We start from the raw sequence: 14,996 nt of genomic DNA on the forward strand, positions 1-14,996 counted from the left end.
GCCCGCCGCCCGAGTGCGGCGGGCGGGGGCCCGGCCTCTTGTTCACCCGAATGGCCGCCCTGGGGTGACCGTGCGAAGCGCCATCTGTTGTTAACCCGTAGGCCCCTCAAAGGGGCCGAAGTGTATGTCCGGCCGCCCGGAAGGATCGTGTGCACCGCATGGCACCCCGCCTCACCGTCGTCGTCCCCATCTACAACGTCGAGGAGTATCTCGACGACTGCTTGCAGTCGCTTGCGGACCAGAGCATGGAGGACCTCGAGGTCGTCATGGTCGACGACGGCTCCACGGACGGCAGCGCGCGCATCGCCCGGGGATACGCGGCGGACGACCCCCGGTTCAGACTCGTCGAGCAGGAGAACGCGGGCCTCGGTGCGGCGCGGAACGCGGGCGTGCGGCATGCGCGGGGCCGCCACCTCGCCTTCGTGGACAGCGACGACCTGGTGCCGGCCGACGCGTACGAGAAGATGCTGGCGGCCCTCGACGAGTCCGGCTCCGACTTCGTGAGCGGCAATGTGCTGCGGCTGCGGCCCGGCGGCAGGACCGAGCAGTCCTGGATGTTCAAGAAGCCCATGCGGTCCACGCGCTCGGCCACCCATGTGACCCGCGACTGGACGCTGCTCGCCGACCGGATCGCCTGCAACAAGGTCTTCCGCAGGGACTTCTGGGACCGGCACTCCCTGTCCTTCCCTCAAGGTGTGCTCTTCGAGGACACGCCGGTGATCGTGCCCGCGCACTTCCTCGCGCAGAGCGTGGACATCCTCAAGGACACCGTCTACCTCTGGCGCGACCGGGACGGCTCGATCACCAACCGGCGTACGACACCGCGCGCGGTCAAGGAGCGCACCGCCGCCTGCGCCAAGGTGGGCGCCTTCCTCGCGGAGCGTGCCGAGCAGGCCGCGTCCGGCGCCGAGTCCGCCAAGTGGCAGGAGGGCAAAAGGCGTTACGACGCCTCCGTGCTCAGCGCCGACCTCTGGTACTTCCTCGATGTCCTGGCCGAGGGAGACGCCGAGTATCACGAGGCGTTCCTGCGGTACACCAACTCCTATGCGGGCGGCGTCGAACGCTCCGTCTTCGCGGGCCTGCCGCTGCATCTGCGCGTCAAGTGGCAGCTGGTCAGGGAGCGGCGGATGCCCGAACTCCTCGATCTGCTCGCCTATGAGAAGGGCAACCCGAACGCCTTCCGGGTACGCGGACTGCGCCGCAGACGCGCCGAGTACCCGCCCCTGCGCGGGCCGCTGCCGCGCGCGACGACCACGCTCAAGCGCTCCGAGATCCCGCTGGTCTCCCAGATCACGCACGCCGAATGGCGCGACGGACGGCTGCACTTGACGGGCTTCGCCTACCGCCGCAACCTGCCCGCGGGCCGCTTCACGGGACGGATCAAGTTCGCCTGGCTCCGGCTCGGCAAGCGGCGCCTGACGCCGCTGCTGACCCGCACCAAGTACCTGCGCGAGGCGACCTACGCCTCCAAGCAAGGGCTGCACCGCTACGACTGGGCGGGGTTCGAGACCGTCATCAACCCCAAGCGGCTGCTCACCAAGCGGCGCAGCGCCACCTGGCAGGCCGAGACCGCGGTGCTCGGCGGGGGCATGCTGCGCCGTGGCCCGCTGCGGATGCCCGGATCGTCGACGCCGATCGCCGTGCACTACCTCGAAGACCACGCGCGCGTGGTGCCGACTTTGAGCCGGGGACGCCTCCAGCTGCGGGTGGAGCGCACCCTGGCCCAGCTGACCGGGCACCGGTCCGAAGGAGCGTCGGTCCTGGTCGAGGGCACCCTGCGCGAACCGGTCCGTGACATGACGCTGCGGGTGGAGAACTGGCACTCCAAGGAGGGCCTCGACATCCCGCTGCGAGCGGAGGGCCGCAGCTTCTCGGCGGTCGTGCCGCTCACCGTGTTCCGGCCCCAGGGCGAGGAGGAGACCCGGCAGGCGGAGCCGTGGGGCGCCTATCTGGTGCGCGCCGACGGCAGCCGGGTGCCGGTGGGCGCACGGGACACACTGCCCGCGGGCCGCTATCCGCTGCGGCCGGGCCGCGAGCTGTATCTGACCGCGAACGCCGCCGGCAACCTGGAGCTGCGCGACCAGACCGTGCGGCCCATCGCCGACGCGCTGACCTGGACCGATGACGGTGAACTCACCGTCGAGGGCAGCTATCCGGCGCCCGGCGTCCGCGATGTCGAGCTCGTCCTGCGGCACAGCGGTCACAACGAAGAGCTCACGCTGCCCGTGCGGCAGGCCGACGGGCGCTTCCGCGCGGTGCTCAGCCCCGCGGCGGTCGACGGGCTCGCCGGGGTGCTGCCGATGGCCGAGGGGCGCTGGTACTTCTTCTTCCGCGAGACGGTCGCCGCGGCAGGTGTGCTCCCCACCGGTGCCCTCCCTGAGGCAGTGCCCATGCACGTCGCCCCCGGGCAGCACCAGGCACTCCCGGTGGTACGCACCCTCGGCGGACGTGAGTTCACCCTGGAGCGCCGCTCCCACGACCGGCTCCTGCTGACCTCGGGCAACGCCCTGCCCGCCGCCGACCGCGGCAACCCGCGCCAGCGCGAACTGCGCAAGCGCTACCAGGCGCTGCGCGCCGAACCCCGCCGCGAGGCCGTGCTCTACAGCAGCTTCGACGGCCGCCAGTACTCCGACTCGCCGCGCGCCGTACACGAGGAACTCGCCCGCAGGGGCGCCCAGTTGGAGCACCTGTGGATCGTCCGTGACCAGCAGGCCGTGGTGCCCCCGACCGCCAGGCCCGTGGTGCTGTGGAGCGCCGAGTGGTATGAGGCCCTCGCGCGCTGCCGGGCCATCGTCACCAACACCCATCTGCCGCAGTGGTTCGAGCGCGCCGACGGCCAGACCGTCGTCCAGACCTGGCACGGCACACCGCTCAAGCGCATCGGCCGTGACGTGACGGGCAGCATCTCCGCCGACCCCGGCTTCATCGCGACGCTCCCCGCCCGCGCCGCCCAGTGGAGCGCCCTCGTCACCCCGAACCGCGCCTCCACCTCCATCCTGCGCCGTGCCTTCGGCTACGAGGGCCGCGTCCTGGAGTGCGGCTATCCGCGCAACGACCTGCTGCACGCCGTCGATCGCGGCAAGGTCGCGGCCGCCGTCCGTGAACGCCTCGGCATCCCCGAGGGCAAGAAGATCGTGCTCTACGCCCCCACGTGGCGCGAGAACCAGCCCAAGAGCAACGGGCGTTACGGCCTCGACCTGCAGCTCGACCTCGCCGCCGCCGAACGCGAACTCGGCGACGGGCATGTGCTGCTCGTGCGCCGCCACTACCTCGTCGGCGGTTCCGTGCCGCGCACGGCGTTCGTCCGCGACGTCTCGCGCTACCCGGACGTCGCCGAGCTCCTGCTGATCAGCGATGTCCTCATCACCGACTACTCCTCGCTGATGTTCGACTTCGCGCAGACCGGGCGCCCGATGCTCTTCCACACCTACGACCTCGACCACTACCGCGACACCCTGCGCGGCTTCTACTTCGACTTCGAGGCCAAGGCGCCCGGGCCGCTCATCGCCGACCAGGAGCGGCTGTTCGAAGCGGTGCGCGCCCCGCACGCCGCGACCGCCGAGCACGCGGGCGCATACCAGAGATTCCGCGAGACGTACTGCGATCTCGACGACGGACAGGCCGCGGCCCGCGTCGCGGACCTCGTGCTGAGCGGAGGCCAGGCATGAACACCCCGGAGTTCAGCGTCATCATCACCACGGGCGCAGCCCCTGCCGCCCTGCAGGCGTCCGCCGCCTCCGCGCTGGCGCAGACCCTGCGCTCCGTGGAGGTCGTACTCGTCGGCGACGGCACCGACGAGCCGGCCCGCAAGGCGGCCGCCGCGCTCGCCGCCCGCCACCCCGAGCGGGTGCGCTCCCTCGCCTCTCCCCACGAGGTGCGCGGCACAGCGGCCCTGCGCAACCTCGGCCTCGACGCCGCCCACGGCCGCTACGTACTCCTCCTGGAGCCCGGCGAACGACTGCAGCCGCACGCCTGCCGCAACCTGTGGGAGGCCGCCAGGACCACCGGCGCCGACCTGGTCGCGGGGCGCTGGACCCAGTTCACCGCCGACGGCAAGAAGCAGCAGGCACCCGGCTGGCAGGACGGCCTGCACGCGCGCACCCGCACCGTCGAGGACATCGCCGAAGCACCCGAACTCGTCGTCAGGGACAGCCTGGTGAGCGGGTTCTGTCTGCGCCGGGACGCGATGGACCGGAGCGCCCTGCGGCATGCCGAGGACCTCACCCGCAGCGAGGTGCACTTCGGCGCCAGGGCCGCGCTCGCCGCCCGGCGGATCGCCCTCGTCCCGAATCTGATCGTCACCCACCGCGCCGCCGCCGACCACCGCCGCGACATCGGCGCCCTGCTCGACGCCTCGGGCCGGATCGGCTACCTCCTGGTGCGCCAGGGCCTGACCGCGCTGCGCGACGAACGCGACCGGGCCTTCGTCACCGACCAGCTCCTTCCGCTCGCCCAGAGTTTCCTGCGGCTGCCACGGGCCGAGCGCACCGAGCTCGCCGCGCAGGTCGCCGCCCGCCTCACGGACCGGATCGACCCCAGGCGCTGGACCGGTCTGCCACCCGTCGAGCGCAACTGCGTGCGCCTGCTCGCCGCCGGGGACGCGGACGGCGTACAGGCCGCGGCGTACGCCCTGGCAAGGCCCGGCACCGTCGTCTCCGCCCTGGCCGAACGGGACGGGCGGATCCACTGGAGCGGCGAAGGGCTCGACGACCCCGAGACGCGCACGGTCACCGATGTCACCGAACTCGGCCACCAGCACCGCTCGTTCGGGCAGCTGCGGCTGTTCAACCGGCTCACCCGGTGCACCGTCGAGGCCGGCCGTCTGGAACTGACCGGGCGGATCGTGCTGCCCCTGGACGCGCTGCCCGCCGCCACGCCCGTCGCCGTCCACCTGGAGCTGCGCCTGCGCGGCGGCGGCCGGGTCTTCCGGCTGCCCGTCGAGGAGGCCGCCCACCAGGGCGATGCCCTGACCTGGCGGCTCCGGCTCGACCCGCGCCTGCTGCCGGTACGCGGGATGAACGAGCGGGTCTGGGACACCCGGGTCATCGTCACGGCCGAGGGGCAGCGGGCGGTCGCCGATGTCTTCGCCGAGCGCGAAGTGGTCGGCAAGGGACGGCGGTTCCCCGCCAGGCCCCGCTTCGGCGCGCTCGGCCGGCTGCGCGCCGACACCTGGCTGCCGTACGCCACCGCGGGCGGGCATCTCGCCCTGGAACTTCAGGCCTGCCGCCGCCCCGCCCGCACCGCCCACCGGCTCGCGCACTACGCGACCAACTTCAGGCCCGCACGCAAGCTCAAGGCGTTCCTGAAGTCCCTGAAGAAGCAGCGCGACCGGCTGCACTCGGGACCCGTCAAGACCCGCGTCTACAACCGGCTGCTGCTCAAGCTGCCGGTGCGCAGGAACTCCGCCGTCTTCGAGAGCCACATGGGCAAGTGCTACGGCGACAGCCCGCGCGCGATCTACGAGGAGCTGCGCAAGCAGGGGCTCAAGACGCGCTGCACCTGGGCCTACGCGAGCTCGCCCGCCGGCTTCCCCGACGACGCGAAGCTGGTGCGCCGCTGGTCCTGGCGGTATCTGTGGGCCCTGGCCAGGGCCGAGTTCTGGGTCGACAACCAGGGCTTCCCGCATGCGCTCGGCAAGCGCCCGCGCACCACGTATCTGCAGACCTGGCACGGCACCGCGTACAAGCGCATGGGCTTCGACGAGACCGGGGTGCGGATGCAGAACCTGCCGCAGCGCGAGCGGCTGCAGCGCGCCGTGGACCGCTTCGACCGGTTCCTGGTCCGCTCCGAACACGATGTACGCACCCTCGGCGGCGCCTACCGCATCCCCGACGAGCGGCTGCTGCGGCTCGGCTATCCGCGTAACGACCGTCTCGTCGCGGCGCGGGCCAGGGACGAGGCGGAGGGCCGCTTCCCGCGCCCCGCGCTCGCCGCGAAGCTCGGCATCCCCGACCACAAGCAGGTCGTGCTCTACGCACCCACGTTCCGCGGCGCCCTCAAGAAGGACAAGAAGCTCCAACTCCAGCTGGACGTGAGGAAGTTCACGGAGAAGTTCGGCGACCGCTACACCCTCCTGGTGCGCCCCCACTACATGGAGCGCGCCGAACTCCCGGTGTGCGCGCCCGGCACGCTCTTCGACGTGTCGGACCACCATGACGTCAGCGAACTCCTCTGCCTCGCCGACGTACTGATCACGGACTACTCCTCGATCATGTTCGACTACGCGCTCCTCGACCGTCCCGTGGTCCTGTTCGCCCCGGACCTCGACGCGTACGCCGCCGAGCGCGGCAGCTACTTCGACCTGCGCGGGCGCGCACCGGGACCGGTCGTGGAGAGCGAGGAGGAGCTCCTTCGCACCTTCGCCGACCTCAAGCCCGCCGACACCGGCCATGCCGAGCAACGCCGAGCCTTCGCCGAGGAGTTCGGCGCCTACGACAACGGGGACTCCGCGCGCGCCGTGGTGGACGCCCTCTTCGTCAGGAGGACCTGCAAGTGAGCACCGCGACCGCGACGGCCACCACGGCCCGCGATGTCTTTCTCGTCTCCAACACCACCGACGAGCTCGGTGGTGTCACCGCCTGGATGCACCAGATGGCCCGCCTCTTCAAGCGGCACGGCCACCGTGTGCACGCCATCGGCGTCCACCGTGCCGACCTGAAGCTCTCCCTGCCCGACGACCTGGGCTACCCGGTCACCAGCCTCTACGCCGAACACCCGCCCACCGTGCGCCCGATGACGGGTCTTCGCCGGCTGCACCCGGTGGCCAGGCGCCGCGAGTCGGCCCGGCTCGCCGCCAAGCGCAGGGCCGTCGACCAGCTCTCGGAGATCTTCCGTACGGCCCGGCCCGGCGGCGTCATCGTGGTCACCCAGGTCTGGCCCATGGAGTGGCTGCGCGCGGCGGACACCGCGGGCCTGACCGTGATCGGCATGAGCCACGAGTCGTACGCGTACACCAAGGCCTGCCACCGCTACCGCTGGGTCAGGCACAACTACCCGCACGTCGACCGCTGGCTCACCCTCACCCAGGAGGACGCCGACCAGTGGATCGCCGACGGCATGCACAACGTGGGCTTCATGCCCAACGCCCTCGCCCATCTGCCCACGGTGCCCTCGCCCCGCAGCGAGAAGGTGGTCGCCTCCATCGGCCGCCTGCACGACCAGAAGGGCATCGACATGCTCCTGGACACCTGGGCCCAGGTGGCGCCGCACCGGCCCGACTGGACGCTGCGCGTCTACGGCGCGGGGGTCGAGGAGGACGAGCGCAAGCGGCAGTGCACTCTGCTCGGCCTGAACCGCTCGGTGCGCTGGATGGGCCGCACCGACGACGTACCGGGCGCGCTCGCCGGGGCCTCGGTGTTCGTGCAGTCCTCACGCGGCGAGGGCTTTCCGCTCGCCCTGATGGAGGCGATGGCCAGCGCAGTGCCGTGCGCGGCCTTCGACTGCGCGCCGGGCGTACGCGAGATCGTCCAGCACGGCGAGGACGGACTGCTCGCCCCGCCCGGCGACACCGGCGCCCTCGCCGACCGCCTGCTTCGCCTCACGGGCAACCCGCGGATGCGGGACGCGATGGGGGAACGGGCCCGGCAGAACGTGCAGCGGTTCTCCGAGGAGGAGATCCTGCGGCGCTGGGAGGACCTGTTCGCGCTGCTTGAGCGCTAGGCGCTCCGCGGGAAGCCCGGTAGGGCACCTGCGGGTGCGTCGTGGCTGGTCGCGCGGTTCCCCGCGTCCCTTTGGGGCACGGGGAACCACGCCGGACTTCCCTCAAGCCGCTTGGTGGAGCCCTTCAGCGGCGGCCCTTGAGCAGGCGGGCAAGGCCACTGCGGGCCGGCTGTGAGGGCACGTTCGGCAGTGCCTCCGAGGTGTGCCGGGAGGCAGGCTGCGCCGGTGCCTTCGCCTTCTTGCCGTCGATCCGGATCATCGGGTACCCGGCGACCTGCTCGGCGCCGTGCCACAGGTCGTCGCGGCCGCCCAGCATGGCGAGCAGCTCCGCGTGGATCTCGTCGTACGCACCCCACGTGCCGTAGAACTTGGTGGCCGTGATGCACAGCGGCTTCAGGCCCGTGGTGGCCACCGCGCCCCAGGTGGCGGCGGCCACGCCCGGGCAGTGCTCGGCGCGGAAGTCGTCCAGGACCACGATGCCGTCGGGGCCGAGGATGTCACGGGTGGCGGCGATGTCGCCGTGCACGTGCTCGTACAGGTGCGAGGCGTCGATGTGCGCGAAGCGGCAGCTGGCCGCCGGGACCTCGTCGGCGATCACCGAGGACGGGGCCTGCAGGATCACCGGCAGCTCGTCGTGGAACGAGCGGTAGTTGGCCTCGAAGGCGCGCCGGGTCAGGGTGGAGTAGGAGCGGTTCATCTCCTTGGAGTTGGAGTCGTCGGGGGCGGGTGAGTCGAAGAGGTCGCAGACCGTGAAGGTCTCGTCGGCACGCAGGTAGGAGCCCATGAAGATGGCGCTCTTGCCGAGGTAGGCGCCCAGTTCGAGGAGATCGCCGTGTTCCTCGCGCTCGGCCTGGCGACTGAGGATCCAGTCGAAGAGCAGCTGGTCGGCGGGGAAGAACCAGCCCTTCACATCGGCGAGCCTGGTGGGGCGTGGGAGGGCCTCGGTGGCTGATGCGGTGCTCATGGGTGCTCCTGGGGTCAGGTGCGTTCATATGGGCGTGTTGCGTGTGGGGGATGGCAACTCAGGGGTGCTCGCTGGGGAGCAGGGCGGTAAGCCCTTGGTACTGCTCGGGGAGGTGGTCGCCGGTTGCCGGGGCCGGTACGGGGCGGCGTTCCGCGAGCGGCACGACGGCCGGCAGGCCCGCGCTCTCGCCGAGGAACACATGGCGCACCACGCGCTCGGCGGCACGGCCGTCGTCGCAGCCGCAGAACCGTTCACGGAACGCGGTGCGCAGCTGGGTGGAGCGGGAGCCCCGCCAGTGCCCGGTCGCGAAGATGTCGATCAGCTCGTCCTCGCTGCGCGCGACGGTGCCGGGCGGGCAGGCCCGCAGGTCGAAGTAGGTGCCGCGGGCCGCTTCGTAGGCCTCCCAGTCGTCGGCGTACACGACGATCGGGCGGTCCAGGTTGGCATAGTCGAACATCAGCGAGGAGTAGTCGGTGATGAGCGCGTCGCTCGCCAGGCACAGCGACTCGACGCTCGGATGGTCCGATACGTCGATGAGCCGGGCGGAGTCCGCGCGGCTCAGGGGTGCGTCGTAGGAGTGGTGGGCGCGGGTCAGGACCGTGAAGCGGGGGCCGAGCGCGCGCAGCATCCGCTCCAGGTCGACGGAGGTGCGCTGGGTGCGGCGGTAGTCGCGGTAGGTCGGGGCGTACAGGATGGCGACGGTGCCCCGCGGGATGCCGAGGCCCTCGCGGATGCGGGCGACATCCTTCGAAGTGGCGCGCTGGAAGAGGTCGTTGCGCGGATAGCCGTACTCAAGTGTCTTGTACGAGCCAGGGAAGACGCGTTCCCAGATCAGGGTGGAGTGGCGGTTGGCCGACAGGACGTAGTCCCACTTGTCGACATTGGCCATCAGGGCGCCGAAGTCCATGTCGCGAGCGGCGGCCGGGCGGTCCTGCAGATCGAGCCCCATGTGCTTGAGCGGGGTGCCGTGCTGGGTCTGGATCAGCACCTGCCCGGGGCGCTTCTTGAGGCGGCGGTCGAAGTTGACGTTGTTCACCAGGTACTTGGCACGGGCCAGGGCCGTCCAGTACGCGGCGGTGCCGGGCGTCAGCTTCCTGCTGGCGGTCGGCACGGTGTGGTGGTGGGCGCTCTCGGCGATCCAGGCGGTGCGGATCTGCGGGGCGAGCTCGTGCAGCTTCTCCGCGATGGCTCCCGGGTTGCAGCTGTGTCCTCGTCCCCAATAGGCCGAGAACACCGCGTAGTTGTCGCGTACCGGCAGTCGCAGCTGGATCCGGTAGTGCAGCTGGAGCAGGCCTCCGCGCAGTGCCCGGCGGATGCCCGTGGTGAGGCCGCCGAGACGGTTCTTCACGGCCCTGACGGCCCACAGTGCGCGGTAGGTGCGGTGGGCGGCGAACTTGACGAGCCCGTGCCGGAGGCGGGTGCGGGGCTGCACCTGAGCGCCCTTGACGTGATGGCGGCGGTACTGGGCGCGGGCCTTGCGCAGGAACTCGGCCCGGCTGCCGCGCGGCAGCCGGCCGCGCCGGGTGAACACCGTGGAGTAGTGGTCGACCATGCGCCGGAACAGCACGGGCCGCCACCTGGCGAGCTCCGGCCGGGCGTCGACGAACGCGAAGACCCGGTCGTACTGGTCGAAGATGTCGAAGTGTTTCCGGCTGGTCGTGCCGAGGATGTTGCCCTGGCGGCGCTGCCGGTAGTGCACGCACACCCGGTCAAGGGTGGCGATCGTTTCCGCTGCCATCAGGACTGGATAGGTCCAGGGGGTGTCCTCGTAGTAACCGGGAGGGAACAGGAAGCCCTCCCGCTCGATGAATTCCCGGCGATACGCCTTGTTCCACACCACCATCAGAACCTTCAACAGGCCCGGCCGCTCGGCGAGTTGGAAGGGCGCCTCGCCCTCCTCGGTGAGCTGCGCGGAGTGCTGGTTGCGCACCGTCTCGCCGGTCCAGTACGTGCGGGCGTAGTCATGGACCAGGACGTCGGGGGAGCCGGTCTCCTTGAGGCGGTCGGCGATGGCCTGCAGGGCGCCCGGAGTGAGGGTGTCGTCGCTGTCGAGGAAGAGCAGATAGTCGCCGGTGGCGTGCTCCATGCCGGCGTTGCGGGCGCGCCCGAGGCCCACGTTCTCCTTGAGGTGCACCGGCTTGATCCGCGCGTCGGTGGCCGCGAGCTCGTCGATGATGTCGCCCGACGCGTCCGGTGAGCAGTCGTCGACCGCGATCAGCTCCAGGTCCGTGAACGACTGTCTCAGTACGGACTGGAGGGATTCGTGCAGGTATGCCTGCACCTTGTATGCGGGAACGATGACACTGAACCGGGGCAAGGCACATCCATGGGTCGGCGCGGGCATACTGCCCGGAAACGGCCGACGGGGCCCGGCGGTTACGCCGAATGCGGCAAAGGGGTGAGGGCGGTCTCCGGAGCCTTCCGGAGGACCGCCCTCATGGGTGGCGTACTCAAACTACGTACGAATACGGGGACTTCGGCCCGCGCGAGGTGCGCCCGCGAAGTGCGCCCGCGAAGTGCGCTACTTCACCGCGCCCGCCATCACGCCCGACACGAACTGGCGTTGGAAGGCGAAGAACACCGCGAGCGGGATCACCATCGAGATGAAGGCGCCCGGCGCGAGGATGGAGACGTTGTCGCCGAAGTGCCGCACCTGCTGCTGCAGGGCGACCGTGATCGGCGGGTTCTTGGAGTCGGCGAAGATCAGCGCGACCAGCATGTCGTTCCAGACCCACAGGAACTGGAAGATGCCGAGCGAGGCGATCGCGGGTCCGCCGAGCGGCATCACGACCCGGAAGAACAACCGGAGTTCACCGGCTCCGTCCAGACGGGCGGCCTCCAGGAGCTCCCTCGGGATCTCCGCGAAGAAGTTCCGAAGGAGGAAGATCGCGAAGGGCAGGCCGAAGGCGACATGGAAGATGATCACGCCGAGGGTCGTCTCGAAGATGCCGAGCGTGCCGAAGAGTTTCGAGACCGGGAGCAGCGCCACCTGCACCGGCACCACGAGCAGTCCCACGACGCCGAGGAACCACCAGTCGCGCCCCGGGAACTCCATCCACGCGAAGGCGTATCCGGCGAGCGAGCCGATCACGACGACGAGCAGCGTCGCCGGCACCGTGATCGAGACCGTGGAGAGCAGGGAGTTGGTGATGGTCTCGTCGTCGAGGAGATGCGAGTAGTTCTCGAAGGTGATCTGCGAGGGGACGGTGAAGACCTTCCACCAGCCGCTCGCGCTGATGTCGGCGGGGTCGCGCAGCGAGGACAGCGCGAGGCCGATCGTCGGCACCAGCCAGATCAGGCCGACGACCAGCAGGAACACCCGCAGCAGCCCGCCGCTCACGGCCTCCGCGATACGGGAGCCGACGGTCTGCTTGGCCTTCACGGCCCCGTGGGGTCCGTCGGGTGTGCCGGGGCCGGGGCCGGGGCCGGGGCCTGTGCCTGTGCCTGTGCCCGGGCCTGCGCCGCTGGCCGCGGCACCGGGGGTACCACTGTCGGCGCTCATCGCCGCACCTCCCTGCGCAGCCGTCGTACGTTGAAGGCCATCACGGGGATGACCAGGAGGAAGAGCAGGACGGCGATGGCACTTGCGACGCCCGAATCACGGTCCACGAAGGAGTTGTAGAGCTGCAGCGCGAGGACGTTCGCGTCGTCGCGGACATCGCCCGGCGCGATGATGAAGACCAGGTCGAAGATCTTCAGGACATTGATCATCAGGGTGACCGCGACCACCGCGAGCACCGGGGCGAGCAGCGGCACCGTCACTCTGCGGAAGACCTGCCACTCGTTCGCGCCGTCGACGCGGGCCGCCTCCAGGAGTTCGCGCGGAATACCGGCGAGGCCGGCCGCGATCAGCACCATGGCGAAGCCCGCCCACATCCACACGTAGCTCAGAATCACCGACAGGGTCACGAAGTTGAGCCCGATGAACGGGATCGCCTTCTCCGGCCCGAGCCAGTCCACGCCGTTGTACGGCTCGCGGAAGTTGCTTGCCGGGAAGCGGAGTTGGGCGCCGTCAGCTTCGTCCGAGAGCGCGAACGTGCCGTCCGCTGCCGCCTTCGTCGACTCCACGACCTTGCCGTCCTTGACGGCCTCGATCGTGATGCCCGGGTAGCCGGACTCCGTGGTGTCCGGGGCGTTGCGCGTGCCCACGCCCTTGCCGAGGGTGAAGTCCTGCCAGGCCGTCCCGGTCACCTTGGCCGGATCGGGTTGCGCGGGCTTCGCCGGCTCGGCGCCGTCCGGCATCTTCTCCTTGGGCACGCCGAGCAGTGGCAGCACCACGGGTTCACCGGCCTTGACCGTCGTACGCGTGATGAAGCTGCCGCCACCGCCCGCCTTGAGCGGTGACTCCTGGCCCGGATGTGCCTTCGGGAACGCCGAGGACTCCGCGAAGGTGTCGTGCACCCCCACCCAGACGGCGTTCAGGGCACCCCGGTCCGGGTCCTGCTCGTACACCAGGCGGAAGATGATGCCCGCGGCGAGCATCGAGATCGCCATCGGCATGAAGACGAGCAGCTTGAAGGCGGTGCCCCAGCGGACCCGCTCGGTGAGCACCGCGAAGATCAGGCCGAGGGCCGTGGCGATGGCGGGGGCGAGCACCACCCAGATCGCGTTGTTCTTGATCGCGGTGAGGATCGTGTCGTCGGTGAACAGCTCCCCGTAGTTGGCGAACCCCGAGAAGTCCCCCGACTTGTCGAAGAAGCTGCGGTAGATCGAGTACCCGATCGGGTAGACCACGAGCGCCCCGAGCAGCACGAGCGCGGGCAGCAGGAAGGCCACTGCCAGTCGCTTGCGGGTGCCGGTGACGCTCTTGCGCTGCTGCGGGGCCGGGGACGCCTTGGCGGCGCCCCCGGCCGTGGCCGTTGACACCGCGTCAGTCCTTGTAGGCCTTGGCGGCGGCGGCTTCGAGGGTCGTCTGGGTGCCGGCGACGTCCTTCGGGTTCTTCAGGAAGTCCTGCAGGGCCTTCCACTCGCCCTTGCCCGGCGTACCGCCGAAGGCCTGCGGGGCCTGGTCGGACATGTCGAAGCGGATGTCGTCGCCCGCCGCGATCAGTGCCTTGGCGATATCGCGCTGGACGTCATTGGGGTACGCGGCGACGTCGAGGTTCTTGTTCGGCGAGATGAAGCCGCCCGCCTTCGCCCAGATCGCCGCGGCGTCCGGCGAGGCCAGGAAGGTGAGCAGGGCCTGTGCGCCCTTGCTGTCCTTCAGGGCCACGGCCGCGTCACCGCCGACCACCGCGGGCGACTCGTCGCCGACCGCGGGGAACGGGAACACCTTGGCGTCCGTGCCGACCTTGGCCTTGGTCTCCGAAATGGCGAGCGAGACCATGTCGCCCTCGAAGACCATGCCCGCCTTGGGCTGGTCGCCGCCGACGAAGGTCTGCTTGACCGACTCGGGGAACTCCGTGCCGAGCGCGCCCTTGGCGCCGCCCGCGACGAAGTCCTTCTTCCCGAAGAGCTCACCGAGCGTGGTCAGCGCCTGCTTCACGGACGGATCCGTCCACTTGATCTTGTGCTGGGCGAGCTGGTCGTACTTCTCCGGGCCCGCCTGTGACAGATAGATGTTCTCGAACCAGTCCGTGAGGGTCCACGCCTCGGCACCGGCGACCGACACCGGGGCGATACCCGAGTCATAGATGGTCTGCGCCGTCTGCAGGAAGTCCTTCCAGGTCTTCGGCTCCTGGCCGCCGGCGTTCTTCATGACCGCGGTGTTGTACCAGACCAGGGACTTGTTGGCGGCCTTGAAGTAGACGCCGTACTGCTTGCCGTCGACCGCGCCGAGCTGCTTCCAGCCGTCCGCGTAGTTCTTGTCCAGCTGCGCCTGTGCCTCCGCGCCCACCGGCTTGGCCCACTTGTTGGCCACGGCCTGCTCGATCGCGCCGACCTGCGGCAGCATCGCGACATCCGGCGGCTCGCCGCCCGCCACCTTCGACTCCAGGAAGCCGATGATCGGGTCCTGCGCGGGTACGAAGGACACCTGGGCCCCGGTGCGCTTCTCGAACTCGTCGAGTACCTGCAGGAAGACCTTGCGCTCCGCGCCGCCCCAGACGGCGGAGACGGATACCTTCTCGCCGTCCAGCTTGGGCAGTTGGACGGTGGGCTTGCTGCCCTCGTCCGTGCCGCCGCCCTTCTTTCCGTCGTCCTTGTCGTCGCCGCCGCAGCCGGTGAGAGCGAGAGCGCCCGCGGCGACGATCGCTATGGCGGCCCTGCGTGTGCCTCGGCGTGTGCCTCTGCGTGTGTGAAGAGTTGTGCGCATCACTGCCCCGTCTCTCCCATTGCGCGTGCGGTGCGCTGTCCCATGCGGACATGCTGCGCGGTGCGCTGTCCCGTGCGCACAGGTCTACGCCCGGCGCCCGAGGCCCGGCAATAGCGCCTG

General features: G+C 70.4%; 8 protein-coding genes. 3 read left to right on the forward strand and 5 right to left on the reverse strand.

Annotated features, from left to right (window positions below):
• Nucleotides 1–158: 158 nt before the first annotated feature.
• The 3 genes from ACFQVC_RS37010 to ACFQVC_RS37020 are packed head-to-tail and all read left to right on the forward strand — an operon-like array spanning nt 159 to nt 7,659.
• Nucleotides 159–3,668 (forward strand): bifunctional glycosyltransferase/CDP-glycerol:glycerophosphate glycerophosphotransferase, encoded by a 3,510-nt coding sequence (locus ACFQVC_RS37010; RefSeq protein WP_381839127.1) that lies wholly within the window; start codon nt 159–161, stop codon nt 3,666–3,668.
• Nucleotides 3,665–6,496 (forward strand): CDP-glycerol:glycerophosphate glycerophosphotransferase, encoded by a 2,832-nt coding sequence (locus ACFQVC_RS37015; protein WP_381839130.1) that lies wholly within the window; start codon nt 3,665–3,667, stop codon nt 6,494–6,496. Before ACFQVC_RS37010 ends, ACFQVC_RS37015 begins: the two co-directional genes overlap by 4 nt.
• Nucleotides 6,493–7,659 carry a glycosyltransferase gene (locus ACFQVC_RS37020; RefSeq protein ID WP_381839133.1) on the forward strand — a complete coding sequence of 389 codons (1,167 nt, stop codon included), beginning with the start codon at nt 6,493–6,495 and terminating at the stop codon, nt 7,657–7,659. Before ACFQVC_RS37015 ends, ACFQVC_RS37020 begins: the two co-directional genes overlap by 4 nt.
• A gap of 124 nt (nt 7,660–7,783) precedes the next feature.
• Here the strand turns inward: ACFQVC_RS37020 and ACFQVC_RS37025 are convergent, their stop codons facing one another.
• The 5 genes from ACFQVC_RS37025 to ACFQVC_RS37045 form a co-directional block, all read right to left on the reverse strand.
• Nucleotides 7,784–8,623, reverse strand: coding sequence for a class I SAM-dependent methyltransferase (locus ACFQVC_RS37025; protein ID WP_381839136.1), 840 nt, complete (start codon nt 8,621–8,623; stop codon nt 7,784–7,786).
• 58 nt (nt 8,624–8,681) lie between these two features.
• Nucleotides 8,682–10,940 carry a bifunctional glycosyltransferase/CDP-glycerol:glycerophosphate glycerophosphotransferase gene (locus ACFQVC_RS37030; RefSeq protein ID WP_381839139.1) on the reverse strand — a complete coding sequence of 753 codons (2,259 nt, stop codon included), beginning with the start codon at nt 10,938–10,940 and terminating at the stop codon, nt 8,682–8,684.
• 204 nt (nt 10,941–11,144) lie between these two features.
• A complete protein-coding gene (locus tag ACFQVC_RS37035) occupies nt 11,145–12,125 on the reverse strand; it encodes a carbohydrate ABC transporter permease (RefSeq protein WP_381839142.1) in 981 nt (326 codons plus the stop codon).
• A complete protein-coding gene (locus tag ACFQVC_RS37040; RefSeq protein WP_381839145.1) occupies nt 12,122–13,489 on the reverse strand; it encodes a carbohydrate ABC transporter permease in 1,368 nt (455 codons plus the stop codon). Before ACFQVC_RS37040 ends, ACFQVC_RS37035 begins: the two co-directional genes overlap by 4 nt.
• 4 nt (nt 13,490–13,493) lie before the next feature.
• A complete protein-coding gene (locus tag ACFQVC_RS37045) occupies nt 13,494–14,876 on the reverse strand; it encodes an ABC transporter substrate-binding protein (RefSeq protein WP_381839148.1) in 1,383 nt (460 codons plus the stop codon).
• Nucleotides 14,877–14,996: the final 120 nt, after the last annotated feature.

The sequence above is a fragment of the Streptomyces monticola genome (genome assembly GCF_042665355.1).
GTDB classification, from domain to species: Bacteria; Actinomycetota; Actinomycetes; order Streptomycetales; family Streptomycetaceae; genus Streptomyces; species Streptomyces monticola.

What these genes read in the sequence shown, in the direction of transcription:
- ACFQVC_RS37010 (WP_381839127.1), top strand. Translation starts at nt 159, where the DNA reads ATGGCACCCCGCCTCACCGTCGTCGTCCCCATCTACAACGTCGAGGAG.
- ACFQVC_RS37015 (WP_381839130.1), top strand. Translation starts at nt 3,665, where the DNA reads ATGAACACCCCGGAGTTCAGCGTCATCATCACCACGGGCGCAGCCCCT.
- ACFQVC_RS37025 (WP_381839136.1), bottom strand. Translation starts at nt 8,623, where the DNA reads ATGAGCACCGCATCAGCCACCGAGGCCCTCCCACGCCCCACCAGGCTC.
- ACFQVC_RS37035 (WP_381839142.1), bottom strand. Translation starts at nt 12,125, where the DNA reads ATGAGCGCCGACAGTGGTACCCCCGGTGCCGCGGCCAGCGGCGCAGGC.
- ACFQVC_RS37045 (WP_381839148.1), bottom strand. Translation starts at nt 14,876, where the DNA reads ATGCGCACAACTCTTCACACACGCAGAGGCACACGCCGAGGCACACGC.